This window comes from Pseudomonas sp. MF6755 (assembly GCF_016405635.1).
GTDB lineage: Bacteria > Pseudomonadota > Gammaproteobacteria > Pseudomonadales > Pseudomonadaceae > Aquipseudomonas > Aquipseudomonas haemolytica.
The window spans coordinates 102,576-122,433 of sequence record NZ_JAEKDA010000007.1 but is presented as its reverse complement, the minus strand read 5'-3'; the positions used below and the strand labels follow the sequence as shown (position 1 = coordinate 122,433).

Here is a 19,858-nt window from a genome sequence, read left to right as displayed (position 1 = left end):
AACACCTGTATAAGTAGACAGTATTGTTCCACAAAGATCCGAGATCGCCTACCCCTGATTTTCTATTTCTGCTGCAGCTCGTCGCAACAAGCCCTCTAGCGCGGCCTTTACCGTTTGTCGGCGGACTTCGTCGCGGTTGCCGGGGAAGTGCGCAAGCTCGGCCGTGACCTCGTCGCCCACCGCAAAGGCCAGCCAAACCGTACCCACCGGCTTGTCTGGCGAACCACCATCCGGGCCGGCGACACCGCTGACCGCCACGGCAAAACGCGCCAGGCTTTTTTCCTGCGCACCACGGGCCATCGCCTCGACCACTTCCTGGCTGACAGCGCCTACTTTACCGAACAGTTTTTCCGGCACATTCAACTGCCGGGTCTTCTGCCGGTTGGAATAGGTGACATAGCCCGCCTCGAACCAGGCCGAGCTGCCCGGGATCCGCGTAATGGCCTCGGCAATCCCGCCGCCGGTGCAGGACTCGGCAGTGGTGACGTGGGCACTGAGCACCTGCAAACGGCGACCCAGTTCAGCAGCCAGTTGAGTGATTTCCTTCACGGTCGTCTCCAGGAGTGGGCGGGGGTTCGCCTACCCTACAGGAGCCTATAGGCCTTGCAAGGTACTGAGTGCATCAAGAGACTAACGCCCGACGGCCCGCACATACGCCTGGCAGCTCGCACCGATCCAGCGCAACGCACCTAGCCACCGCATAACACCGCCCTCGCCCGTGCCCATAGCCGCAAACGCTCGTCCAGGCCATTGAGGCCGCCATTGATACGCCGAGTGATGGAAGTGAACTGGCCCCTATCGGCCAGTTCATTCAGACCGTTGCTCTGCCAAAACCAGGCTGCCGATTCACAAGCCCATTGCGGTTGCTCCAGCAATTGCGGCTGTTGCAGCAGGCGATCGTCGCCAAATAACCCTTGGCTGCAGGCCAGGTAATTACGCCGCCCCGTAATCTGGATCAGCCCCCTGCCCCTATACTTTTGGCCATCGCCATCCGCCTCGGGCGTATTGCCCAGGCGGGCGGCCAGCGCACCGGTATCGTATTTGCTCAAATATTGATCGCTGCCCAGTTCTCGCACATAGAGCAACTGGCCAGATTCGTGGCCGATCTGGGCGAGGAACGCGGCAGTGCGCTCAGGTGTGGTGATTTGGTGGTGGGACATGGCCGCGTTTAACGCAGAAATAAAAACTCCCGCTTTAAGGCGGGAGCTTGGCAAGACTTTAACTAGCTGTTGCTCAGATAGGACCATACAGCCCTCCTCCTTGAGGTCGAGCTTTCAGTAACACACGAACTCAAGCGTATTTTTCATTCAGTGCGTACAAGATCGCGCAGGTTTCTGCATCAAGTACGCCATCATAGTTTTCAGGCCGAAAGTGCAGTTGAAAGGCCCGCACCAGGTTACTAAAAAACACGTCCGAGGCCGGTGTTTCAACGCCGTAGCCATAACGGGAAAACACCTGAATCACTTGTTCGCGCCCAGGCATTCCGTCACTGAATTGCTGATGGTATTTGCCTTTCACTGCTTCGTCGTACCAGGCGCCAATGCCGGCCTCAGCAAGGTCTTTCCACGGAAGCTTCGGACCCGGGTCTGACTTGCGACCGACCGCAATATCAGAATGGGCGACCACGTTTTTCGGCGTCATGTCCGGGTAACGTTGCAGGATGTTCCTCGCCAATTGCTTGAGCGCTCGGATTTGCGAAGCCTGGTAGTCGGGGAACGTGAATACGCCATCGACGTCCGTAGCCTGATTGACGATCTCGATGCCGATAGAGGTGTCGTTCAAGCCTGAGCGACCGGCCCACTGGCTAACACCTGCATGCCAAGCCCGGTCCTCTTCCGCCACCAGATTGAAAATCTTCTGCCCCTTGAAGCCCGCCGCACGGTAGCTCGGATCAGTCGGGTCAGGGATCAGGTAGTGAGCACTTGCAGCCCCGGTGGTCAGAGCCTTGACCGAGCCAGCAAAGTCCAAAGCGGTGTAATGCAACACCAGGAACCGTACACGTTTGCCGTAAGGCTCCAGAGTGCGATAAGCGTTGTAGTCAATCGTAAACATAGAACATACCTCTTTCCTATAAGTCCTTTTAAATATTACGCAGCACAAACGCCTTGAATTACTCGCAGGCTAACCCTGCGCTACGGCGTCTTCACCGCGTTTTAAAGTTCCATCTTTCCCCTGCCGCTAAGATGCCAACCCCGCCGCCATGATCGAACTGCGATACCCCGTCGCCGGGTCGCCGACGTGGATCACTTTGGTGATCGACCAACGCCCCTGCATATACGAAGGCCAGGTTTCATCCAGCACCAGCAAGCCTTCGGCGGCGAGCAACGGGTTACCTGGGCAATCGATCTGCAGCTTCAAACCTTCACGGCCCACCCGGCGCAGCTCGCCTTCGGCCACAGCGCGGGCTTCGGCTTCGTTCTGGCAGCGCTGGCGCAAGGTCTTGAACGGGGCAATTCCGACCTGGACCACGCGCTGTTTGCCGGCGGCAGCGTCCCACCAACTGACGCGGCTGCCCATGTATTTGGAGCGCGACTTTTCGTCGAGCTTGGCGGTAATGAAGGCGTGCTCACCGGGCCGATTGTCCTCGGTTACCGACAATTTCACTGGCGGCAATAGCTGCCCGGAGAGTGACTTGGCCTGCCCCGCTTCGGCCAGCACATAGAGTTCGTTGAACGGTTTGGTGACCGCGTTGTAGCGCTTGGCCAGGCGGGTGATGAAGGCCATGTCGCTTTCGTTGGACTGGTCGATATGTGCAATCGCAATACCGTCCAGCGCCGGCGCCACACGCGGTGAAAAACCGTGACGGCTGACCAGTTGGCGAAACAACGCGCCCAAGGTGGTCGGCCCATGGCTGGCGGAGCGGCGCTGGCGATAGCCGCTTTTATCCACCTCGCTGAAGGGCGCGGCGGTGGCCACGATCATCAAGCGCATCGGAAACAGCACCGGGGTTCGTTGGGTGACGATAAATTCGCCTTTTTCTACCAGCCCGGTTTCCTGGTAGCCGACGCGCAAACCGATCTTGCCACTCAGGCTGGGCAAGCCCTCAAGCCCCTCGATATTGAGGGTCAGTTCCAGGCGGTCGGTCTCGATGCCTGCGGCGTCGGTGTGGCTCCAGTGCATCAGGCGTTGATTGAGCAGCGCCGCGTTGGCGCCGTAGAACTCTACGATCGGGGTAAATCCCTGTGCCATGCAGCCTCCTTAATCCCAGGCCAGAACGGGTCGTACCGCAGCCGGCCGTGTTTGCATCTCAGGCACGATCACCCAGACGCCAGCCGGCAGTACCGGGCCGTATTCGGCCAGTTCGGGGTTCAGGCGCCAGAGGGTTTCTTCCGCCGCATCATCGCAACGCCCCATCTCGCGGTAGAGCAACAGGTTGACCGAATCACCGGCGATACTTCGCACTTTACGCATTGACGAATTCCTCCAGCTCAAGGGCCCAGGTCATGACCATGGCGGTGCCGTCATCAATCACGTTGCTTTGGGTTTCCACCACCGAGTTGATGCGCCACAGGCCCCAGTTACGGCCGATGCCATCGACCAGCGGCAAAGGCGCCCGCGCATTTTGCAGGGCGCGCAATTCGTCCAGGCGCTGCATGCCGGTGGCGTACATGGCCGTGCCGTTGAACGTGAGTTTTTCCAGCTTCTGGCCGTTCTGCCGCGACTGGGGTTTGCTGGCGATAATCGCCAGGTCACTCCAGCCGCCATCGCTGTTGCGAATCAACGATGAATAGGCAAACCCTCGAGACAAGCCAAAGATAAAGTCGCCGAGCACCATTTGTTGTCGCATCAATCACCTCCTGGAGGATCGGCCAGTGCCGCGTTGCGCCGAATGCCAAGGGAGTCGGTAACCATCGGCATGCATTGAAATTGCAGGGCCTGGATCACTTGGCTGACGACCTGCTGGGCATCGGCGGGGTTGACGCCGGTGATCTGGATACTGGGTGAGATCGTGACCTGAACGTTGTCGGTACGGGCACTGTTGAGTTCCTTGCTCAGCGCATTGGGCGCGGGCAGGCGATCATTTGAGCCGAGCAGTTTATCACCGAGCCAACTGCCCGCTTCGCTGCCCAGCAAGCCACCGATAGCGCCGCCGATTGCAGTGCCGACACCGGGGAAGATCAGGGTGCCGATAGCGGCGCCGGCGGAAGCTCCGGCCCAGGCACCACCGGCAGTGCTCAGGCCAACACCAACAGCCTTGGCGTCGCCGTTGCGTACGCCCTGGACCACATCCATGGCGGTGTCGACATACTTCAGCGGGCCAATCCGACGAGCACCGGCCAACCCCAGTTTGCTCACTGTTCCCAGCGGGTTGGCGGGCATCTTCAGCGGGCCAGGCAGAGGCTCACGTGTGAAATTGCGAGCCTGTGGCGGGGCAGTTACCCGACCTTCGGAAGGCATGGGGATGAGCTTGCGCTCCAAGGCTTCGATCAGCCCTGGGCCTCTGCTCGCGGTCGACTGGCCCGCAGATCCGTTCTTCCTTCGACTGTTCGCCACGGCCACACGAGGTTGCAACCGTCGAACCGGGCCACCGGCATCGAAACCTAAAAACGGCGCAGGCAACAATGCCTTTGCATCACGTTCGAGGCTGGTCAGGATCCGCGCAAACACCCCGCCGTTCTTGGTGGCGGGCGATCGTTTGGTCGAGGCTGTCTTCGGTGCAACCCGTTGTTTTTTCGGCCTGTTCTGAGTGTTTTGCCTGCTTTGCCTGTTCTGCGAGTTCTGCGAGTTCTGAGTGTTTTGAGAGCTCTGCTTTTGTTGCGACTTTGACTGACGAGCGCTCTTTTTCCCGCGGGAACCCTGTGAGCGCGAACGGCGACCTTCGATAGGGTGCTGAGTTGCCGCTGCACAGCAGCATGACTTGTCTTTCTCAGCACCGCCCTCCTTGAACAGCTTGCCAACACCGGGAAGCCTACCCAGGGTCGCATCGACTACGTTGCCTGCAACGCGGGTTTTGATCGTGTCTCCCAAACCTGAGAAAAATTCGGAAAACACCGGCGTAACAGCGCCAGCCGTTTTAATCGCACCCGCCAGAGCCGGTGACTCTTCAGCAGCGCCATTGGCGCTATCCACCAGGCTCGTCTTGGCTTTCAGCCAAAGCGTTTCGCCCCATACTGGTGTGGCATCCAGGGTCTTAGAGAAACGCTTGCCGCTTTCGCTGGACTCCTCGCGCAGCACCTTGATCGACTTTTCCGAAGTCGCTGTTTGGTCAAATTTCAACTGGCTGCCTGAATGCTGCAGCGCACTTGCCAGGTCGATTATCTGCGCGCTGCCCAGCGTCATGGCCTCGCGGGTATGGCGCATATCCTCCGAGGTGGTCGAAGCGGACTCAGACACGGTCTTCGATTCTGTTCGCTCATCCCCTTTGGACGAACGCATAGCAATCGCCCTCAGCGACGACAAGGCGGTATCGAGAGAATGCACACCCTCACGCAATGAGCCGAGCGACAGTGCCAGCTCATCAAGTTTGAGCGTCGCGTTAGTGAGCGCGGCAACTGTTCCGGACAAGTCAGCCAAACCTGTTGATGGGGTTGAGCTGCCAACCGACAAAGCGCCAGGGCTGACGATATCGGCGTCAAGTGCGCCGTCTGTACTGCCGAACGCATCCCGGCCATTCTTGGCGACGGCATATGCGAGCGAATAACTGTTCTGCATCCCGCTTACTCCTGTTTAACGCCAAGGCGAGTGATCGCAATGTCGTAGCGGCGCAATGCTTTTCCGGCGTCCCAGTCGAGGATCTCCGCCTCATTGACCGAATAGATCAGCGGCACCACATCGAGGATTACTTCGATGTCGCGCTGCGAAAGAAGTCCGCCGGTTGATTTAAAAAATCGTCGATACGCTCCTGCAGTTCCGTCCAGTCGGGCACGGTCAAACCGGCCAGGTCGGGGATCATCAGGCCAGTGCAATGGGCGGTGATGAACTCGGCACGCTCTTTGTTGGTGGCGAGTTTTTTCATCACTTTGGTGGCGCGCAAGGCCGGCATCTCCAGGGGCAGTTCGGTCAGGGTTCGGCCGGCTGCATCCAGGGGCAATAGCAGTTGGACGGGTTGGTCGTGGGGCGTCGGCTCGTGCTCATCCATGAAGAACGACGCCGGGCGCGTCGACATTTCGTGTACGTACTGGGCAATACTCACGTAGTCCGGGCGTTTGAGCTGATCGAGCTCTTTTTCCGACAGGCCGGTGGCGAGTTTCGCCAGTTCAAAGAACTGGTCGTCCTCGTCGTCACCGGCCCGGGCCAGCGCGTCTTTTTGCGCGGCGTAGAACAACGGCTTGAGTTGAACCTGCTGGATCGTCGCGCCGGTGTCGGCGGTGATCGGGGACAGCAGGAGGTGCAGCGGTGGCATCCAGGCCATGGGGCAATTCCTTGGTGAAGTATGGGGGCGAGCACGCCCGCCCCCGAGGTTTACGGCATCAAAACGGCGCGGCGGGCATCGCCAAGAATGTCGACACCGTTGAGCACGAATTTCTGGGTGCGCACGTCGATATCGATTACCGAAATGCCATTTTCCAGACGGTTGTAGGTACGGCAGGCCAGTTCCAGCGTGGTGAGCGCCTTGTCGCCCATCTTCAGCTTCGCCTCCTCCAGGGATTTGAGCTTGCCGCCGACGGTGTGGTAGGTGAAGTAGGTCTTGCCATCCTGGTCCTGGCCGGCTTCACGCACGTTCAGCAGGATGTCGTCGCCCATGCGTACGCCTAGGGCGAGCATGATTTCCGGACCGGCGCCCTGGAGAACCAACTTGGCATTCAGCACCTTGCCGCTCTTGGCCATTTCTTCGGCGATGAAACGCCCGCCGGACATGGCTTCCATGTCGAACTCGATCTTCGGCGGGGTGAACTCTTCCACGGTTGCGGACAACGGCAGGCCTTGAAGGGTGGCCGCAATGGCCTGTCTGACTCGGTTGGTAAACATTAGAGAACGTCCTCCAGGAATTGCTCGATGATTTCATCGCGGGCGTTGAGTTGATAAACCATGTGTTCGTTTGGCGCGTAGCGGCCGTAGTCGATAACGATGAACCAGGTGCCGTTCTTGTACTTCTCGACGCTGTTCAATTCCGGGTGCAGGTACACGCTGCCGCCGGGGATGGTTTCGTCGGCGACCAGGGTTTGCAGCCAGTCGTTGATGCGCTTGACCTCCTGGTCCATGAAGGACTTGGTGAGGTTCTTGGCCATGGCTTTCTGGCCGGCCTTGACCAGCTTGCGGCTGATGGCATCTTCCAGGCCGACGTAGCTGATGAACTTGCCGGTGATGGAGCGGTTACCCAGCAGTGAGAAGCCGCCAAGGATGGTGCGAGCGTAGTAGCTCACGCCATAGCGATTGAGCAGGTCGCCTTCGGTGGAGGTGTCGAGGATGTTGTACTCGACCACGCGGGAAACGTCCTCGGCGAACGTCACTTGGTTGCCCGGGCTTTCCCACTGCTTGACCTTGGCCAATGCGGCGATGGCCAGCGAGGAGGGCGACAGGAACACGTTTTTCTTTGCAGCCTTGGAGTACACCGCCGGCATGTTGTGCACCAGCAGGCAGCGGTCGAAACCGAGGTCGGCACCACCCAGCTCGCCGCTGTAGGTCACTTGGTCTGCGACCGGAGCGTCCTTGCCATCCAGCACCACACGGGCCTTGATGCGCTTGCCAAACGAGGCAAACTCACCGGCCACGGCCTTGGTGCCGGTAAAGCCTGGGGCGCCGATGATGGTCAGGTCTTCAGGGACGCTGCTCAAGGCAGCCAGGCCCAGCTTGCGACCGGTGACCGGGTCGTTGCCGCCGATCACGTTGTTGATCGTGTCAGCTGGCGTAGCGCCCTCCTCCACAATGACCACGTAGACCGGCACTTTGACCACTTTCAGGATCTGGTAGACGGCTTGAAACAGCGTGCCAGTCTCCGCGCCGGTAGGGTCCAGCAACGCCTGGGTGGTGAAGCTGTTGATGCGGAACGGGGCGTTTTTCGGGATCGATGCATGGGCATTGGGGGCGGTGCCCACCAGGCCAATGACGTTATCGCCCAGGCCACCCATGGCCTCGGGGGATTCAGTGGCATTCACGGTGATGCCGTTGTGCTCGAAGTTCAAAACCTCAGCCATGATTAGTCAGCCTTCTTGGGGGTGGAGTTGAGGACGCTGGTCAGTTCCAGGCGGCCAGCGGTGCGCAGGGCAGATGCTTCGACGTCGAGCAGTTCCAGTTCTTCGCCAGCGGTGGACCAGTGGCCGTTACCGATGGGGAATGGGATGAGGACGGTGTAGGTTTGGCGGGTGGGCATGGGTGGAAATCTCCGGGTGGAAAATGCCAAAGCCCCTATGGAAGGGGCTTTGGGGAGGCGAAAAAAAACCGCTTTCGCGGTGGGTATCAGGTGCGGTCAGGCAGGGGGTAGAGCGCCTTGATTTCGGCGACTTTGTCACGCCAAGCCTTTTCTTTTTCCGGGGTTTCGTCGTACTGCCACTCTAGAAACAGTGGGTCAGCTTGGATCTCATAAAGCGCGCGACGTGCAGCAATGTTGCTTGCCAGCTTTTCAGTGCGTGTAGCTTCTTCACAGAGTTCGTCGGCGCGAGCTTCGCTAAACCCTAGCGAAATAAGTGTCGGTCGATCAGCCGGAACATTGATGAGTACTTCGCCAGAGTCAAGCAGTAGCGTTTTAATAGAGCCAGCCATATTCAAACTCCTTTGACTGCATAGCGTTGATCGTTATCCAACGTATAGGCCATTCTACTTTCAGGATAGGTGACGCCCATTTCAGGCGCGGTCATAACGAAAGGTTTTACCTTCCAAGATATCTCATAGTCAGCCGTAACCGCCTGACTCAACTCAACCTCGGCGTCTGAGCGGCTGAACTTCACAGGCTCCTCAAAGCTCTTAGTAACAATATAACTCAGCCCCCCTCGCAAGTAGCAGCCAGACTCTTGTGGAGAACTTACTAACGTACCCACAGGCTGATTAAGCCAAATAGGCTTCAACCCAGTTACCGGACGAACATAGGAAAGCATCCCAAATTGAGCGCATCGAACAGTTTCACGATACGTTTGGGATATACGCTTGACTGTCAAAAAATTTGCATCTCCATTCCAAGGAATTCCGCACCCTTCCATTTGGAGGTTCAAGCCAGCAACATGAGGTTCAAAGTTATTATTAAAGGGATTCAATTCGTGGTTTTGAGCGTGGTTCCTAGATATGATTATTTCAGATATCCCCTGCTCGTTACCTGGCATACGCCACCAGACCGGGTAAAAAATATCGGTGGACAACCCAGTAAGATCAATCATCTGTGAGTAAGACGCGCGACCATTAAGGTCCTTGGCCTGCACGCGGCCTCGCCAAGCAGAAAACTGTTCTTGAGCAGCGTCCATCCGAGCATCAATTTTTCCGATCTGATTAGTCACCGTATCGGTAAGCTTATTACATGCATCCACAACTTTCGTGATAGTCGCTTCAATTCCCATCTTCAACTCCCTGTCAATTAATCTTTCCAGCACTTTTATCAGTGCGATTACTTCGCCTCGATGTGCATAACCCGCAACATCAAATCCACATGGCGGGACATATTGCCAACCGAAGCCGCCGCCATAATCGCGATCTCCTCAGCTAACAACACATTCAAATTTTCGCTCCCCACCACAATCGTCACGCTATCCGCCGGCAACGGCGAAATATCCAGCGTGAACTTCTGCAGCACCCTCGCCGCCGCCGCTTTATACGTCAGCAACTTCCCCGCCACGGAATACACCGCCAGCAAGGTCCCGCTGGCGAGGTAAAAACCGAACTCGCCAATCTCATACTCTGCGTCGCCATCAAACAGCGCGGCCATCCTGAGTTGCCGGTCGCCCAGGTCTTCGTAATCCACGATGGCAACTCGCTGGCGCTCATCACGCAAGGCCACTTCTGTGCCGTCGGGGTTGTAGCGGCCGGTACCGGCGCCGATGTGGGTGATTTCGCCTTTCAGGCCCTGGTTCTTTGCCTGCAGCACTTCATCCAAACCCTTGGAGGTGAAGCGCACCAGGCGCGTGATTTCATCTGTCATGGCTGCGCCCTGAGGTCGTAGTCGTTAATGGTGTAGTGCCGGGCAACCCCGGCACTGTTTAGTCGGGCGGCAAGCCCGAGTTCAGGTAGCGCACCTTCAAGCTGCAACTCGCCATCGCTCAGGGGTATGTGGGCGGCGCTGTTGAAGGAGACGGCACCGTGTAGCTTCACCTCGGGCAAGGCGCCGGGTCGGCTGTCGTCACCGATGCTCAGTGCCGGGTCCGCTGCGGCGGCGACACGCAAGCCTTGGCTGGTTTCATGCACGATGGTAATCGTCGCCTGATCCCGCTCACTCTTGGCCGCATTGATACGCCGGATCAGCCGGTTGTGATCGCCGCTGGACCAACTGCGCCCGATGATCGCCTGCACATCGAAGGTGTAAGGCACACCCAGTGGCCGCTGCTGATACCAGGCGCTGATGTTGGGGGTGAAGCCCAATGACTCCACCGCATAACTGAGTGCCTTGGGTGTACCGGCCTGGCGTTGGATCTGCCAGGACAAGGCCACGGTCAGGCGCTTTTCCGCTTCGCTGGCGTCGGCATCCCATTCGCTGACGCCACGGTCGGCGGCCAGGTAAGGAAGAAATTCGCTGGGGGTTTGCAGCGGGTTCATCAACGCTGGAAACGGCGGCGTGACGCGCTCGAGCAATTTGCCGAAGCCCAGCTCCAGGGCCTTTTCCAGTGACGAACTATTGGCCGGCAACAAACTCGCTTTGGGTCCACTCATAGCGTGCGCACCTCCACCTCGACACCCGTGCAATACGGGGCCTGGAACGCGGTGCTGACAATCGGCGCCAGCGGTTCAAGGATGTGCAGTTGCGCGGCGCCGGCACTGTGGATGGCGTAGTCGATCCAACTGGGGTCAACCCGCCCTTCCAGGCGATGGCAGGACTCTGCGTAGTCTTGAAGCAGTTTCTGCGCGGCCACTTGCGTCAGCCCCGAATCCGGGCCGGCGTTGATCTTGGCCACCACGCGAATTTTGTAAGGTTGAATCTGAGCGCCCTGGACAGTGACAAGGTCGGTTTCGGGCCGTACATCCGGGCGTGCGAAATGTCGACGTACGCCGTCAAGCAAGTCAGCAGATGGCGTGCCGTCGCCTTCCCTGGAAAGCACGGTGACCATCACTTCACCCGGCGCTGTGCGTCGACCGTTGCCGTCTTTGATCTGGGCTGCATAACCGTCCGGATCGAAGGTGTAGGTGACCGTCACCACGCCTGGCGTCGCGCTTTGCACTTTCACCGCAGGGCGCTCGCCGAGGGTGAACACTTCGCGGCGATACTGCATCCGTGAACCTGCTGCCGGGGCGTGGGGTGCCAGGTAATAACGCAGGCGAGCGTCGTCGTCGCTTTCCAGGGTGGGCGGCACAGGCGGGAAAGCCGCTGGGTCGCCGGGGTCGAGCACTTGGCGTTCCAGGCCCATATCAGCCAGGCGCGCATCCAGGTTGCTGCCGGTGGCCCACCACGCCAGCATCTGCTTGATACGGGTGTTGTATTTGCGCTCATGGGTTTGCAGGCGGACGCAAAAAGCTTCCAGCGCCAGGGTCAGCAGTTCACTTTCGTTGTCGAGGCTGACCTTGAGTTTGGCCGCGCTTTGCGGCGCGCGGGTGGCGACGTAGTCGATGACGAACGCCTTGAACTCGGCCAGCAACGGTTCGAACTCATCCACCGTGATGATGGCCGGTTCCGCCAGTTGGTTCTGGCCGGGGATCAACATACTCATGTCACGACCTCGAAGGATTGTTGGCGGTTTTTCCAGGTGCCGGCGAACCGCAGCAACAGGCCGGCGCCCTGGCGAGTGGCGACGATGACCTGAGGGTCAAAATCGCTGATACCGTTGTGGGTGTTGTAGAACGCCTGGGCGGCGTGGCTTTGGGCGAGGATCAGCAGGTCGTCACCGAGGTTTTGCCCAAGCAGTTGCGGGATCAGCGAGCCATACAACGGACGCTTTTGCCGAGTGCCCACTGGGGTGGTCAGCGCTCGGGTGGCGCGCTGCACGAATTGCAGCCAGTCATCGACGGCTGCCCCGGTGTTCCTATCGATTCCGATCATGGGAGGTCCTTATCGGGGGCTGATGACGCGTCCTTGATGGTCCACCACCGGGCCGCTGAAGTGCGCGCCGCCGGCATCCAGCGACAGGCTGGTACCACCGATTTGCAAGGTGATGCCCTGGGCACTCATGGTCAGGCTGGCGGCACCGACTTTAATGTCGACCTGCTCACGGGAACCGCTGACCGTGGTGGGGCCGTTGGCCCAGTTAAAGGTGTGGCTGGCGTCGTCGTAGTCGCTTTGGGTACCGTCTTGATGGCGGCGCCGGGTCAGCGTCGCAACGCTGGAGACCGGCGGAAAGCGATCGCTGTTGAGACCGAACAGCGCTACGGACTGTGCACCGCCCTCCCCACCGCCGTAGTTAAGCAACAGGCATTGCTCGCCTACCGTTGGAATGCGGGTTTCCGTTTGCGCGCCGGCGCTGGGGTTGAAAAAGCGGATCGCCGGCGTGAGCAAGTCACCATGGCTGACCTTGCAGGTGTTGCTGGCAGCGTCTACCTGTTGGCAGACGCCAATCCGGCAGAAACTTTCGGCGCGTCGGTAAAGGTCTTCGAGTTGGGTTTCCATCTCCGCCAGCCGCTCGACAATCGGTCCCAACTGCATGCGTAACAGCGCGTCGAACATGGGCTACTCCGCCAGTGGCTTGTATTGATCCGGGTCGTCGATGTTCGAGACGTCCCAGGTGCAGGCGAACAGCGGTTGGCCTGTAGGATCGTTGAGTAACGCCGGCCCCAGATAGAGGGTTTGGGTGAAGGAAACGGTCCAGGTGTCGTAGTCCGAATCGAGGGTGCTACGCACCGCGGGGGCGGCGACGATGTTCGCCGGCAAATCGCACTGCGCCTGGGGCAGGTTCCAACGGTTATCCAGCACCAGGTCCATGAGTTGGCTGGCGAGGTCGCAGGCATCAAAAGGCAATGCACCCGGCGCGACCATGGCCCTGAGTGAAATGGCCAACACGTGGGCCTTACGCCCTTCGCGGGAGCGAATGCCCGGGCCATTGCCTTCGACCGTGACCCGCACGCCGGTTTTCTCAGCGTCGCCCTGGAAGTCCTGGTGGCTGCCGACCTTGAGGTCCGGGAAGGCAGCATGCAGCGCTGCGCCGATGGCCTGGGGCAGTTGGGATGGCTTTTCGATAAAGGTCATTTTAAGTAGCGTCCTTGCAACGGTTACTGCGGGTCCTGGTGGGAGCCTTCGTTGACGCCTATGCGCTTGGCCGCCCACCGTTCATAAAGGCCGATGGCTACATCTGCACCGGCCATGGCGGTCAGGCAACCAATGGCGCCGGCCGTCCAGATCGACATGCCGGCGGCGTAGCACAGCATCAGGGCTGAAACCCCGCAGACCATGCAGGCCCCGGAGCGCAGCGCCAGACGGCGGATCAGCGACCAGCCGCGGGCGCCTTCTTTATCTGCACGCCACATTTCTCCAGAAACACCGCCGATCACGGCCAATATGATGACCAGCCAGATAGGCATTTCCGCTAACGCTTGCTGTTCATTTGTCATGTCACGCCTCCTGGCTGAGCACTAGATAGTCCATTTTTCATATACAAACGCTTCGATAGGTAGGCATTCCAAAAAGCCCGGTTGCCCGGGCTTTTCAGTAATGATGTCCTCGGACTTTCGGCGCTACTGGCGCGGTACGGTCCTTTCCTCAATGTTTTTTCCGACCACGATCCCTGTCTGCCGGATAACTGTTTCTGGTGCTTTACGCTGCACACCCGGGTCAGTTGCCAACCCTCTGAACCGTTAAGGCCGGTTCATCGCTGCCTGTTTTCTTGAAGCGGTACTACTAAAGAGCGTCGGCATCCTTGCCGGTATTGCCTGGCATCCCTGCCATCGCTTCGATGGCGTCCTTGCCGATGTTGCGTGCCTTCCTTGTCGTCCTTGGCAGCATCCTTGCTGCCTCCACCAGGCCTTGTTGGCTGGCTTGAGGTGAAGAATATGCATGTATGCATATACAGTCAATGCACAAATGCATTTATTTTTGCTGTGGAAATGCGCAGATGCATTGGCGGCCTTGTGGGCCAGGGGTTTGCTGGTTTTCTCCAGGCGAAAAAAAGCCCGCTCATTGGCGGGCTGTGTCTTACGCGGGGAGGTTAACGGGCGTACATGCCCCACCAGAAAACATGACCGAGGATGCTGATCTGCTCATCCTGGATATCCTGGAAGCTGTAGTCCTCATCCGGATGCTCATCACGATTGAAACTGCGCAGGCGAATCCCGGAAGGCAGGCGGTAGAGCTGTTTAACCCGCAGCTGGCCGTTGTGATTGATGGCATAAAGATCGCCGTCGACGATATCGCCAATGCCGCTCTTGCCGGCGTTCACCCCAACCGTCGCGCCGTCGCGCAACACCGGCAACATACTGTTGCCGCGCACAGTCACGCACTTGGCCTGGTCGAACTGCACACCGTTATGCCGCAGGCTGCGCTTGCCGAAGCGCAGGCTGGCCTTCTCGCTTTCCTCGATGACGAATCTTCCTGATCCAGCAGCCAATTCAACCTCGCGCAGAAAGGGGATCGACACCTCGTCATCATTAACAGGCGTGTCGTCGTCCCACAGGCTTATGTCCTTGAGTTCCGAATGCATCGGGTCGCGCCCGTCATCACGCACAGCACCCAGCGTCGCGCGCCCGCGCAAGTAGTCGGTGCTGACGCGGAAGTACTCGGCGATGCGCGAGATGTGTTTATCCGACGGATCAACGATCTTGCCGCTGAGGATCCGGGACAGTGTGGATTGAGGCACACCGGTGCGCCGGTGAAGCTCCGTGGGGGAGATCCGGTCGCGATCCAGCAGCTCTCTTAAGACGATAGAAACGTTGCGTTTTTGCATAACGGGGATAATGGCGGGTGTTTGGGAGGTTGGCAAATGCTAATTTGCATATTTTATGCATTTACTAGGCCGACTCCTTTCTTGCGGGAGGCGACCAAGCCTGGGATTGACGCTATGGCAGGCGCGCTTCCCCTTTTAACGATTGGTATCGGGGCGGCACCGCTTTTGCTTTTTACCTATCCGTTTGCGACCTGCGAACCCCCGACCTCGCGTGTTAACCTTGCCGCCATCGCAAAAAATGTTGGGCCAAGCGCCCCCTTTGCCCCATCACTTTCAACGAATTTGCCTACTACCCAATGAGTAAAAACACTTCAGATCTGTCCTCCCACACCCCGATGATGCAGCAGTACTGGCGCCTCAAAAACCAGCACCCTGATCAGTTGATGTTCTACCGCATGGGCGACTTCTACGAGATCTTCTATGAAGACGCGAAGAAGGCCGCCAAGCTGCTGGATATCACCCTGACCGCACGCGGGCAGTCGGCGGGGCAGTCGATTCCGATGTGTGGGATTCCTTATCACTCGTTGGAAGGCTACCTGGTCAAGCTGGTAAAGCTGGGTGAGTCGGTGGTGATCTGTGAGCAGATCGGCGACCCGGCCACCAGTAAAGGGCCGGTGGAACGCCAGGTGGTGCGCATCATTACCCCGGGCACGGTGAGTGATGAGGCGTTGCTGGATGAGCGTCGGGATAACCTGATCGCTGCGGTTCTGGGCGATGAGCGTCTGTTCGGCCTTTCGGTGCTGGATATCACCAGCGGCAATTTCAGCGTGCTGGAGATCAAGGGCTGGGAGAATCTGCTGGCGGAACTGGAGCGCATCAATCCGGTGGAGTTGTTGATCCCGGATGATTGGCCCAAGGACTTGCCGGCGGAGAAGCGTCGGGGGACCAAGCGGCGTGCGCCGTGGGATTTCGAGCGCGATTCGGCGCTCAAAAGCCTGTGCCAGCAATTCTCGGTGCAAGACCTCAAAGGCTTCGGTTGCGAGACCCTGACCCTGGCCATTGGCGCCGCTGGGTGCCTGCTCAGCTACGCCAAGGAAACCCAGCGCACCGCCCTGCCGCATTTGCGCAGCCTGCGTCATGAGCGTCTGGACGATACCGTGGTGCTTGATGGCGCCAGCCGTCGCAACCTGGAACTGGACACCAACCTGGCCGGCGGACGTGACAATACGCTGCAATCGGTGGTCGACCGTTGCCAGACCGCCATGGGCAGCCGCTTGCTGACCCGTTGGCTGAACCGTCCACTGCGCGATTTGACTGTGCTGCAAGCGCGTCAAACTTCTATTACCTGCCTGCTCGACGGCTATCGCTTTGAAAAGCTGCAGCCGCAACTGAAAGAAATCGGCGATATCGAGCGCATCCTGGCGCGGATCGGCCTGCGCAATGCGCGGCCCCGTGACTTGGCGCGCCTGCGCGATGCATTGAGTGCCCTGCCGCAGTTGCAAGTGGCGATGACCGAACTGGACACGCCGCACCTGCAACAGCTGGCGGTGACTGCCGGCACTTACCCGGACCTCGCGGCGCTGCTGGAAAAAGCCATCATCGATAACCCGCCAGCGATCATCCGTGATGGCGGCGTGCTGAAAACCGGCTACGACAGCGAGCTGGATGAGCTGCAATCCCTGAGCGAGAACGCCGGGCAGTTCCTGATTGACCTGGAGGCCCGCGAAAAAGCCCGCACCGGTCTGGCTAACCTGAAGGTTGGTTACAACCGTGTTCACGGCTATTTTATTGAGCTGCCGAGCAAGCAAGCCGAGTCGGCGCCTATCGACTATCAACGTCGCCAGACCCTCAAGGGCGCCGAGCGCTTTATCACGCCGGAGCTCAAAGAGTTCGAAGACAAGGCGCTGTCGGCCAAAAGCCGCGCCCTGGCCCGGGAAAAAATGCTCTACGAAGCCTTGCTCGAGGACTTGATCAGCCGCCTGGCGCCGTTGCAAGACACCGCCGCCGCCCTGGCTGAACTGGATGTGTTGAGCAACCTCGCCGAGCGCGCGCTGAACCTTGATTTGAATTGCCCACGCTTTGTCAGCGAGCCGTGCATGCGTATCGTGCAAGGCCGCCATCCGGTGGTGGAGCAGGTACTGACCACGCCGTTTGTCGCCAACGACCTGTCGCTGGACGACGATACCCGCATGCTGGTGATCACCGGTCCGAACATGGGCGGTAAATCCACCTACATGCGTCAGACCGCGCTGATCGTGCTGCTGGCCCATATCGGCAGCTTTGTACCGGCGGCCAGTTGCGAGCTGTCCCTGGTGGACCGCATTTTCACGCGGATCGGTTCCAGTGATGACCTGGCCGGTGGCCGTTCGACCTTTATGGTGGAAATGAGCGAAACCGCCAACATCCTGCACAACGCCACCGAACGCAGCCTGGTGCTGATGGATGAAGTGGGCCGCGGTACCAGCACCTTCGATGGCCTGTCCCTGGCCTGGGCGGCGGCCGAGCGCCTGGCGCATTTGCGCGCCTATACGCTGTTTGCCACCCACTACTTCGAACTGACCGTATTGCCGGAAAGCGAGCCGCTGGTGGCCAACGTGCACCTCAATGCCACCGAGCACAATGAGCGCATCGTGTTCCTGCACCATGTGTTGCCGGGCCCGGCCAGTCAGAGTTATGGCTTGGCCGTGGCGCAACTGGCCGGGGTGCCGAATGACGTGATCACCCGCGCCCGCGAGCACCTCAGCCGTCTGGAAACCACGGCCCTGCCCCATGAAACCGTGGTCGCCAGCCCAGCCAAGGCAGCGAGCAAACCCAGTGCGCCGCACCAGAGCGATATGTTCGCCAGCCTGCCCCATCCGGTGCTGGATGAGTTGGCTAAGCTTGACTTGGATGGCTTGACGCCGCGTAAAGCGCTCGAAATGTTATATGCACTGCAGACTCGGATATAACGCAGACGCTTGCAAGCTGATAGAATCTCGCGCGGTTTGGGATGCTGCGGGCTTTTAGCCTGGTCCGCAGACTATCGCTCTCAAACCTCGCGAACCCCACCACAAGGGGTTTCGCTGCCGCCGCCTGAGGAGAAAATTAGAAATGACCTTCGTCGTCACCGACAACTGCATCAAGTGCAAGTACACCGACTGCGTAGAAGTGTGTCCGGTGGACTGCTTCTACGAAGGCCCGAACTTCCTGGTTATCCACCCGGATGAGTGCATCGACTGCGCCCTGTGTGAACCAGAATGCCCGGCCGTCGCTATTTTCTCCGAGGACGAAGTCCCGGCGGAGATGCAGGAGTTTATTCAGCTGAACGTCGAGTTGGCGGAAATCTGGCCGAATATCACTGAACGCAAAGACCCGATGCCGGATGCAGCGGAGTGGGATGGCAAGAAAGGTAAGATTGCAGACCTCGAGCGCTGATAGCGTCGTCGCCCCCAAAAGGCCCCTTCCGGGCCTTTTTGCGTTTCTGAGGATGGGTTTCACTTTCCTGCAGGCAAAAAAAGGGGCGGTATGACCCGCCCACATTTTTTCCCTAGTCCCTGTATTCCTTTTCATCATCCTGATGAATCGCATCCTGCGACGTTCCTTCAAACCATCGTTCCTTGATGGCTGTGTCAATCCGTGGACACAGGGCTGATGTTAGAGGGTTCGAAGAGAAGTTCAACGGGATCCAACAGGCGGGTTGACACGCTTGCGCGCTAAAATAAGTTTAAATAATTGTTATTTTTCAAATAGATAGAAAACTCTCGCGCAGATTCGAGACGTACACACCCGGCAAAAAAACCAAACACTTACGAATAAGTAAGCGAATGCTTACACGCACAATTGCGTAAAAGCTCAATGTCACCCGATTGCCGCGTTGGCGGGCATAAAAAAGCCCCGACAACGTCGAGGCTCTCGCCCTTCAACTGGATCAGTCGTCGCTGACCGTAATGGTCGGCATCGCTGGCGCAGCCGCTTCTTGCAGGACAATGCGCGCGCCCACGTGACGGGCCAGTTCCTGGTAGATCATCGCGACCTGCCCATCGGGTTCGGCTGCCACGGTGGGTTTGCCACCATCGGCTTGTTCACGGATCTCCATCGCCAGCGGCAACGAGGCGAGCAGTTCCACACCGTACTGGGTGGCGAGCTTCACACCGCCGCCCTCACCAAACAAATGCTCGGCATGCCCACAATTGGAGCAGATGTGGATCGCCATGTTTTCCACAACGCCCAGCACCGGAATATTGACCTTGCGGAACATCTCCACGCCTTTCCTGGCGTCCAGCAGCGCCAGGTCCTGGGGGGTGGTGACGATCACCGCACCGGCCACCGGGACTTTCTGTGCCAGGGTCAGCTGAATGTCGCCGGTGCCTGGCGGCATGTCGATCACCAGGTAGTCGAGATCGCCCCAGGCCGTCTGCGTGACCAATTGCAGCAACGCACCAGAGACCATCGGCCCACGCCAGACCATCGGTGTGTTGTCATCGGTGAGGAAGGCCATGGACATCACTTCCACGCCCAGCGACTCGATGGGTACAAACCATTTCTGGTCCTTGACCTTCGGCCGCGTGCCTTCAGCGATACCGAACATCACGCCTTGGCTTGGGCCATAGATATCGGCGTCGAGGATACCTACCCGCGCACCTTCTCGGGCAAGCGCCAGCGCCAGGTTGGCTGCGGTGGTGGACTTGCCCACGCCCCCCTTGCCGGAGGCCACCGCCACCACGTTCTTGACGTTGGCCAGGCCCGGGATCTGCGCCTGGGCCTTATGCGGCGCGATCACGCATTGGATGTCGACCTGGGCCGAACCCACGCCGTCGAGGCCCTCGATGGCCATTTGCAGCATCTGCGCCCAACCGCTTTTGAACAGGCCGGCGGCATAGCCCAGTTGCAACTGTACCGACACTTGGTCGCCCTGGATCTCGATGGCGCGTACACAGCCGGCACTGACCGGGTCCTGGTTCAAATAAGGGTCGGTGTACTGGCGAAGAACGGCTTCCACCGCTGCGCGATTGACGGCGCTCATGGGCTACTCCCGAAAAAAGACTGACTGAAACAGGCGG

Annotated in this window: 24 protein-coding genes; 2 read left to right on the top strand and 22 right to left on the bottom strand. The window is 59.1% G+C overall.

Annotated elements, in window-relative coordinates:
* Positions 1 to 48: 48 nt before the first annotated feature.
* The 21 genes from JFT66_RS10855 to JFT66_RS10755 all read right to left on the bottom strand — a co-directional run bounded on the left by JFT66_RS10855 (position 49) and on the right by JFT66_RS10755 (position 14,879).
* The gene (locus tag JFT66_RS10855) at positions 49 to 549 is read right to left on the bottom strand and encodes a CinA family protein (protein WP_198859254.1); all 501 of its coding nucleotides are present in this window, start codon (positions 547 to 549) and stop codon (positions 49 to 51) included.
* Between the two features lie 140 nt (positions 550 to 689).
* Positions 690 to 1,247, bottom strand: a complete 558-nt coding sequence (locus JFT66_RS10850) for a glycoside hydrolase family 19 protein (protein WP_153870332.1) — start codon at positions 1,245 to 1,247, stop codon at positions 690 to 692.
* 43 nt (positions 1,248 to 1,290) lie between these two features.
* Positions 1,291 to 2,052 carry an N-acetylmuramoyl-L-alanine amidase gene (locus tag JFT66_RS10845; RefSeq protein WP_198859253.1) on the bottom strand — a complete coding sequence of 254 codons (762 nt, stop codon included), beginning with the start codon at positions 2,050 to 2,052 and terminating at the stop codon, positions 1,291 to 1,293.
* A gap of 126 nt (positions 2,053 to 2,178) precedes the next feature.
* The gene (locus tag JFT66_RS10840; protein WP_198859252.1) at positions 2,179 to 3,189 is read right to left on the bottom strand and encodes a contractile injection system protein, VgrG/Pvc8 family; all 1,011 of its coding nucleotides are present in this window, start codon (positions 3,187 to 3,189) and stop codon (positions 2,179 to 2,181) included.
* 9 nt (positions 3,190 to 3,198) lie between these two features.
* Positions 3,199 to 3,411, bottom strand: a complete 213-nt coding sequence (locus tag JFT66_RS10835) for a tail protein X (RefSeq protein WP_198859251.1) — start codon at positions 3,409 to 3,411, stop codon at positions 3,199 to 3,201.
* Positions 3,404 to 3,787, bottom strand: a complete 384-nt coding sequence (locus JFT66_RS10830; protein ID WP_034118383.1) for a phage tail protein — start codon at positions 3,785 to 3,787, stop codon at positions 3,404 to 3,406. Before JFT66_RS10830 ends, JFT66_RS10835 begins: the two co-directional genes overlap by 8 nt.
* Complete coding sequence (locus tag JFT66_RS10825) at positions 3,787 to 5,652, bottom strand: phage tail tape measure protein (protein WP_198859250.1); 1,866 nt, start codon at positions 5,650 to 5,652, stop codon at positions 3,787 to 3,789. The genes JFT66_RS10830 and JFT66_RS10825 overlap by 1 nt, the downstream gene beginning before the upstream one ends.
* A 127-nt stretch (positions 5,653 to 5,779) precedes the next feature.
* The gene (locus JFT66_RS10820; protein ID WP_034118381.1) at positions 5,780 to 6,352 is read right to left on the bottom strand and encodes a phage tail assembly protein; all 573 of its coding nucleotides are present in this window, start codon (positions 6,350 to 6,352) and stop codon (positions 5,780 to 5,782) included.
* Positions 6,353 to 6,402: 50 nt separating this feature from the next.
* Positions 6,403 to 6,909, bottom strand: a complete 507-nt coding sequence (locus JFT66_RS10815; RefSeq protein ID WP_153839789.1) for a phage major tail tube protein — start codon at positions 6,907 to 6,909, stop codon at positions 6,403 to 6,405.
* Positions 6,909 to 8,075 (bottom strand): tail protein, encoded by a 1,167-nt coding sequence (locus JFT66_RS10810; RefSeq protein ID WP_034118379.1) that lies wholly within the window; start codon positions 8,073 to 8,075, stop codon positions 6,909 to 6,911. The genes JFT66_RS10815 and JFT66_RS10810 overlap by 1 nt, the downstream gene beginning before the upstream one ends.
* A gap of 2 nt (positions 8,076 to 8,077) precedes the next feature.
* Positions 8,078 to 8,251, bottom strand: a complete 174-nt coding sequence (locus JFT66_RS10805; RefSeq protein WP_164484513.1) for a hypothetical protein — start codon at positions 8,249 to 8,251, stop codon at positions 8,078 to 8,080.
* Positions 8,252 to 8,337: 86 nt separating this feature from the next.
* Positions 8,338 to 8,640: a hypothetical protein gene (locus JFT66_RS10800; protein ID WP_167524244.1), complete on the bottom strand. Its 303-nt coding sequence runs from the start codon at positions 8,638 to 8,640 to the stop codon at positions 8,338 to 8,340.
* Between the two features lie 2 nt (positions 8,641 to 8,642).
* Positions 8,643 to 9,425, bottom strand: coding sequence for a phage tail protein (locus tag JFT66_RS10795; protein ID WP_198859249.1), 783 nt, complete (start codon positions 9,423 to 9,425; stop codon positions 8,643 to 8,645).
* A gap of 47 nt (positions 9,426 to 9,472) precedes the next feature.
* Positions 9,473 to 10,003: a hypothetical protein gene (locus tag JFT66_RS10790; RefSeq protein ID WP_198859248.1), complete on the bottom strand. Its 531-nt coding sequence runs from the start codon at positions 10,001 to 10,003 to the stop codon at positions 9,473 to 9,475.
* The gene (locus JFT66_RS10785; RefSeq protein WP_198859247.1) at positions 10,000 to 10,728 is read right to left on the bottom strand and encodes a phage tail protein I; all 729 of its coding nucleotides are present in this window, start codon (positions 10,726 to 10,728) and stop codon (positions 10,000 to 10,002) included. The genes JFT66_RS10790 and JFT66_RS10785 overlap by 4 nt, the downstream gene beginning before the upstream one ends.
* Entirely contained in the window at positions 10,725 to 11,720 is a 996-nt protein-coding gene (locus JFT66_RS10780; protein WP_198859246.1) for a baseplate J/gp47 family protein, read from the bottom strand. The genes JFT66_RS10785 and JFT66_RS10780 overlap by 4 nt, the downstream gene beginning before the upstream one ends.
* The gene (locus JFT66_RS10775; RefSeq protein WP_034118373.1) at positions 11,717 to 12,049 is read right to left on the bottom strand and encodes a phage baseplate protein; all 333 of its coding nucleotides are present in this window, start codon (positions 12,047 to 12,049) and stop codon (positions 11,717 to 11,719) included. The genes JFT66_RS10780 and JFT66_RS10775 overlap by 4 nt, the downstream gene beginning before the upstream one ends.
* Positions 12,050 to 12,058: 9 nt before the next feature.
* Positions 12,059 to 12,670 (bottom strand): phage baseplate assembly protein V, encoded by a 612-nt coding sequence (locus JFT66_RS10770; RefSeq protein ID WP_034118372.1) that lies wholly within the window; start codon positions 12,668 to 12,670, stop codon positions 12,059 to 12,061.
* Positions 12,671 to 12,673: 3 nt separating this feature from the next.
* A complete protein-coding gene (locus tag JFT66_RS10765; protein WP_034118371.1) occupies positions 12,674 to 13,189 on the bottom strand; it encodes a hypothetical protein in 516 nt (171 codons plus the stop codon).
* A 23-nt stretch (positions 13,190 to 13,212) separates the two neighbouring features.
* On the bottom strand, positions 13,213 to 13,551 hold the full coding sequence (locus JFT66_RS10760; protein ID WP_198859245.1) for a phage holin family protein: 339 nt from the start codon (positions 13,549 to 13,551) through the stop codon (positions 13,213 to 13,215).
* Between the two features lie 593 nt (positions 13,552 to 14,144).
* The gene (locus JFT66_RS10755) at positions 14,145 to 14,879 is read right to left on the bottom strand and encodes a LexA family transcriptional regulator (protein ID WP_080752939.1); all 735 of its coding nucleotides are present in this window, start codon (positions 14,877 to 14,879) and stop codon (positions 14,145 to 14,147) included.
* A 296-nt stretch (positions 14,880 to 15,175) separates the two neighbouring features.
* Here JFT66_RS10755 and mutS point away from each other — a divergent pair, with 296 nt between their 5' ends.
* Together mutS and fdxA are read left to right on the top strand one after the other, a co-directional pair.
* Entirely contained in the window at positions 15,176 to 17,767 is a 2,592-nt protein-coding gene (gene mutS, locus JFT66_RS10750; protein WP_153839782.1) for a DNA mismatch repair protein MutS, read from the top strand.
* Positions 17,768 to 17,909: 142 nt separating this feature from the next.
* Positions 17,910 to 18,233 (top strand): ferredoxin FdxA, encoded by a 324-nt coding sequence (fdxA, locus tag JFT66_RS10745; protein WP_003208688.1) that lies wholly within the window; start codon positions 17,910 to 17,912, stop codon positions 18,231 to 18,233.
* 493 nt (positions 18,234 to 18,726) lie between these two features.
* Here fdxA and apbC read toward each other — a convergent pair whose 3' ends face one another.
* Positions 18,727 to 19,821: an iron-sulfur cluster carrier protein ApbC gene (gene apbC, locus JFT66_RS10740; RefSeq protein ID WP_198859244.1), complete on the bottom strand. Its 1,095-nt coding sequence runs from the start codon at positions 19,819 to 19,821 to the stop codon at positions 18,727 to 18,729.
* Positions 19,822 to 19,858 lie beyond the last annotated feature (37 nt).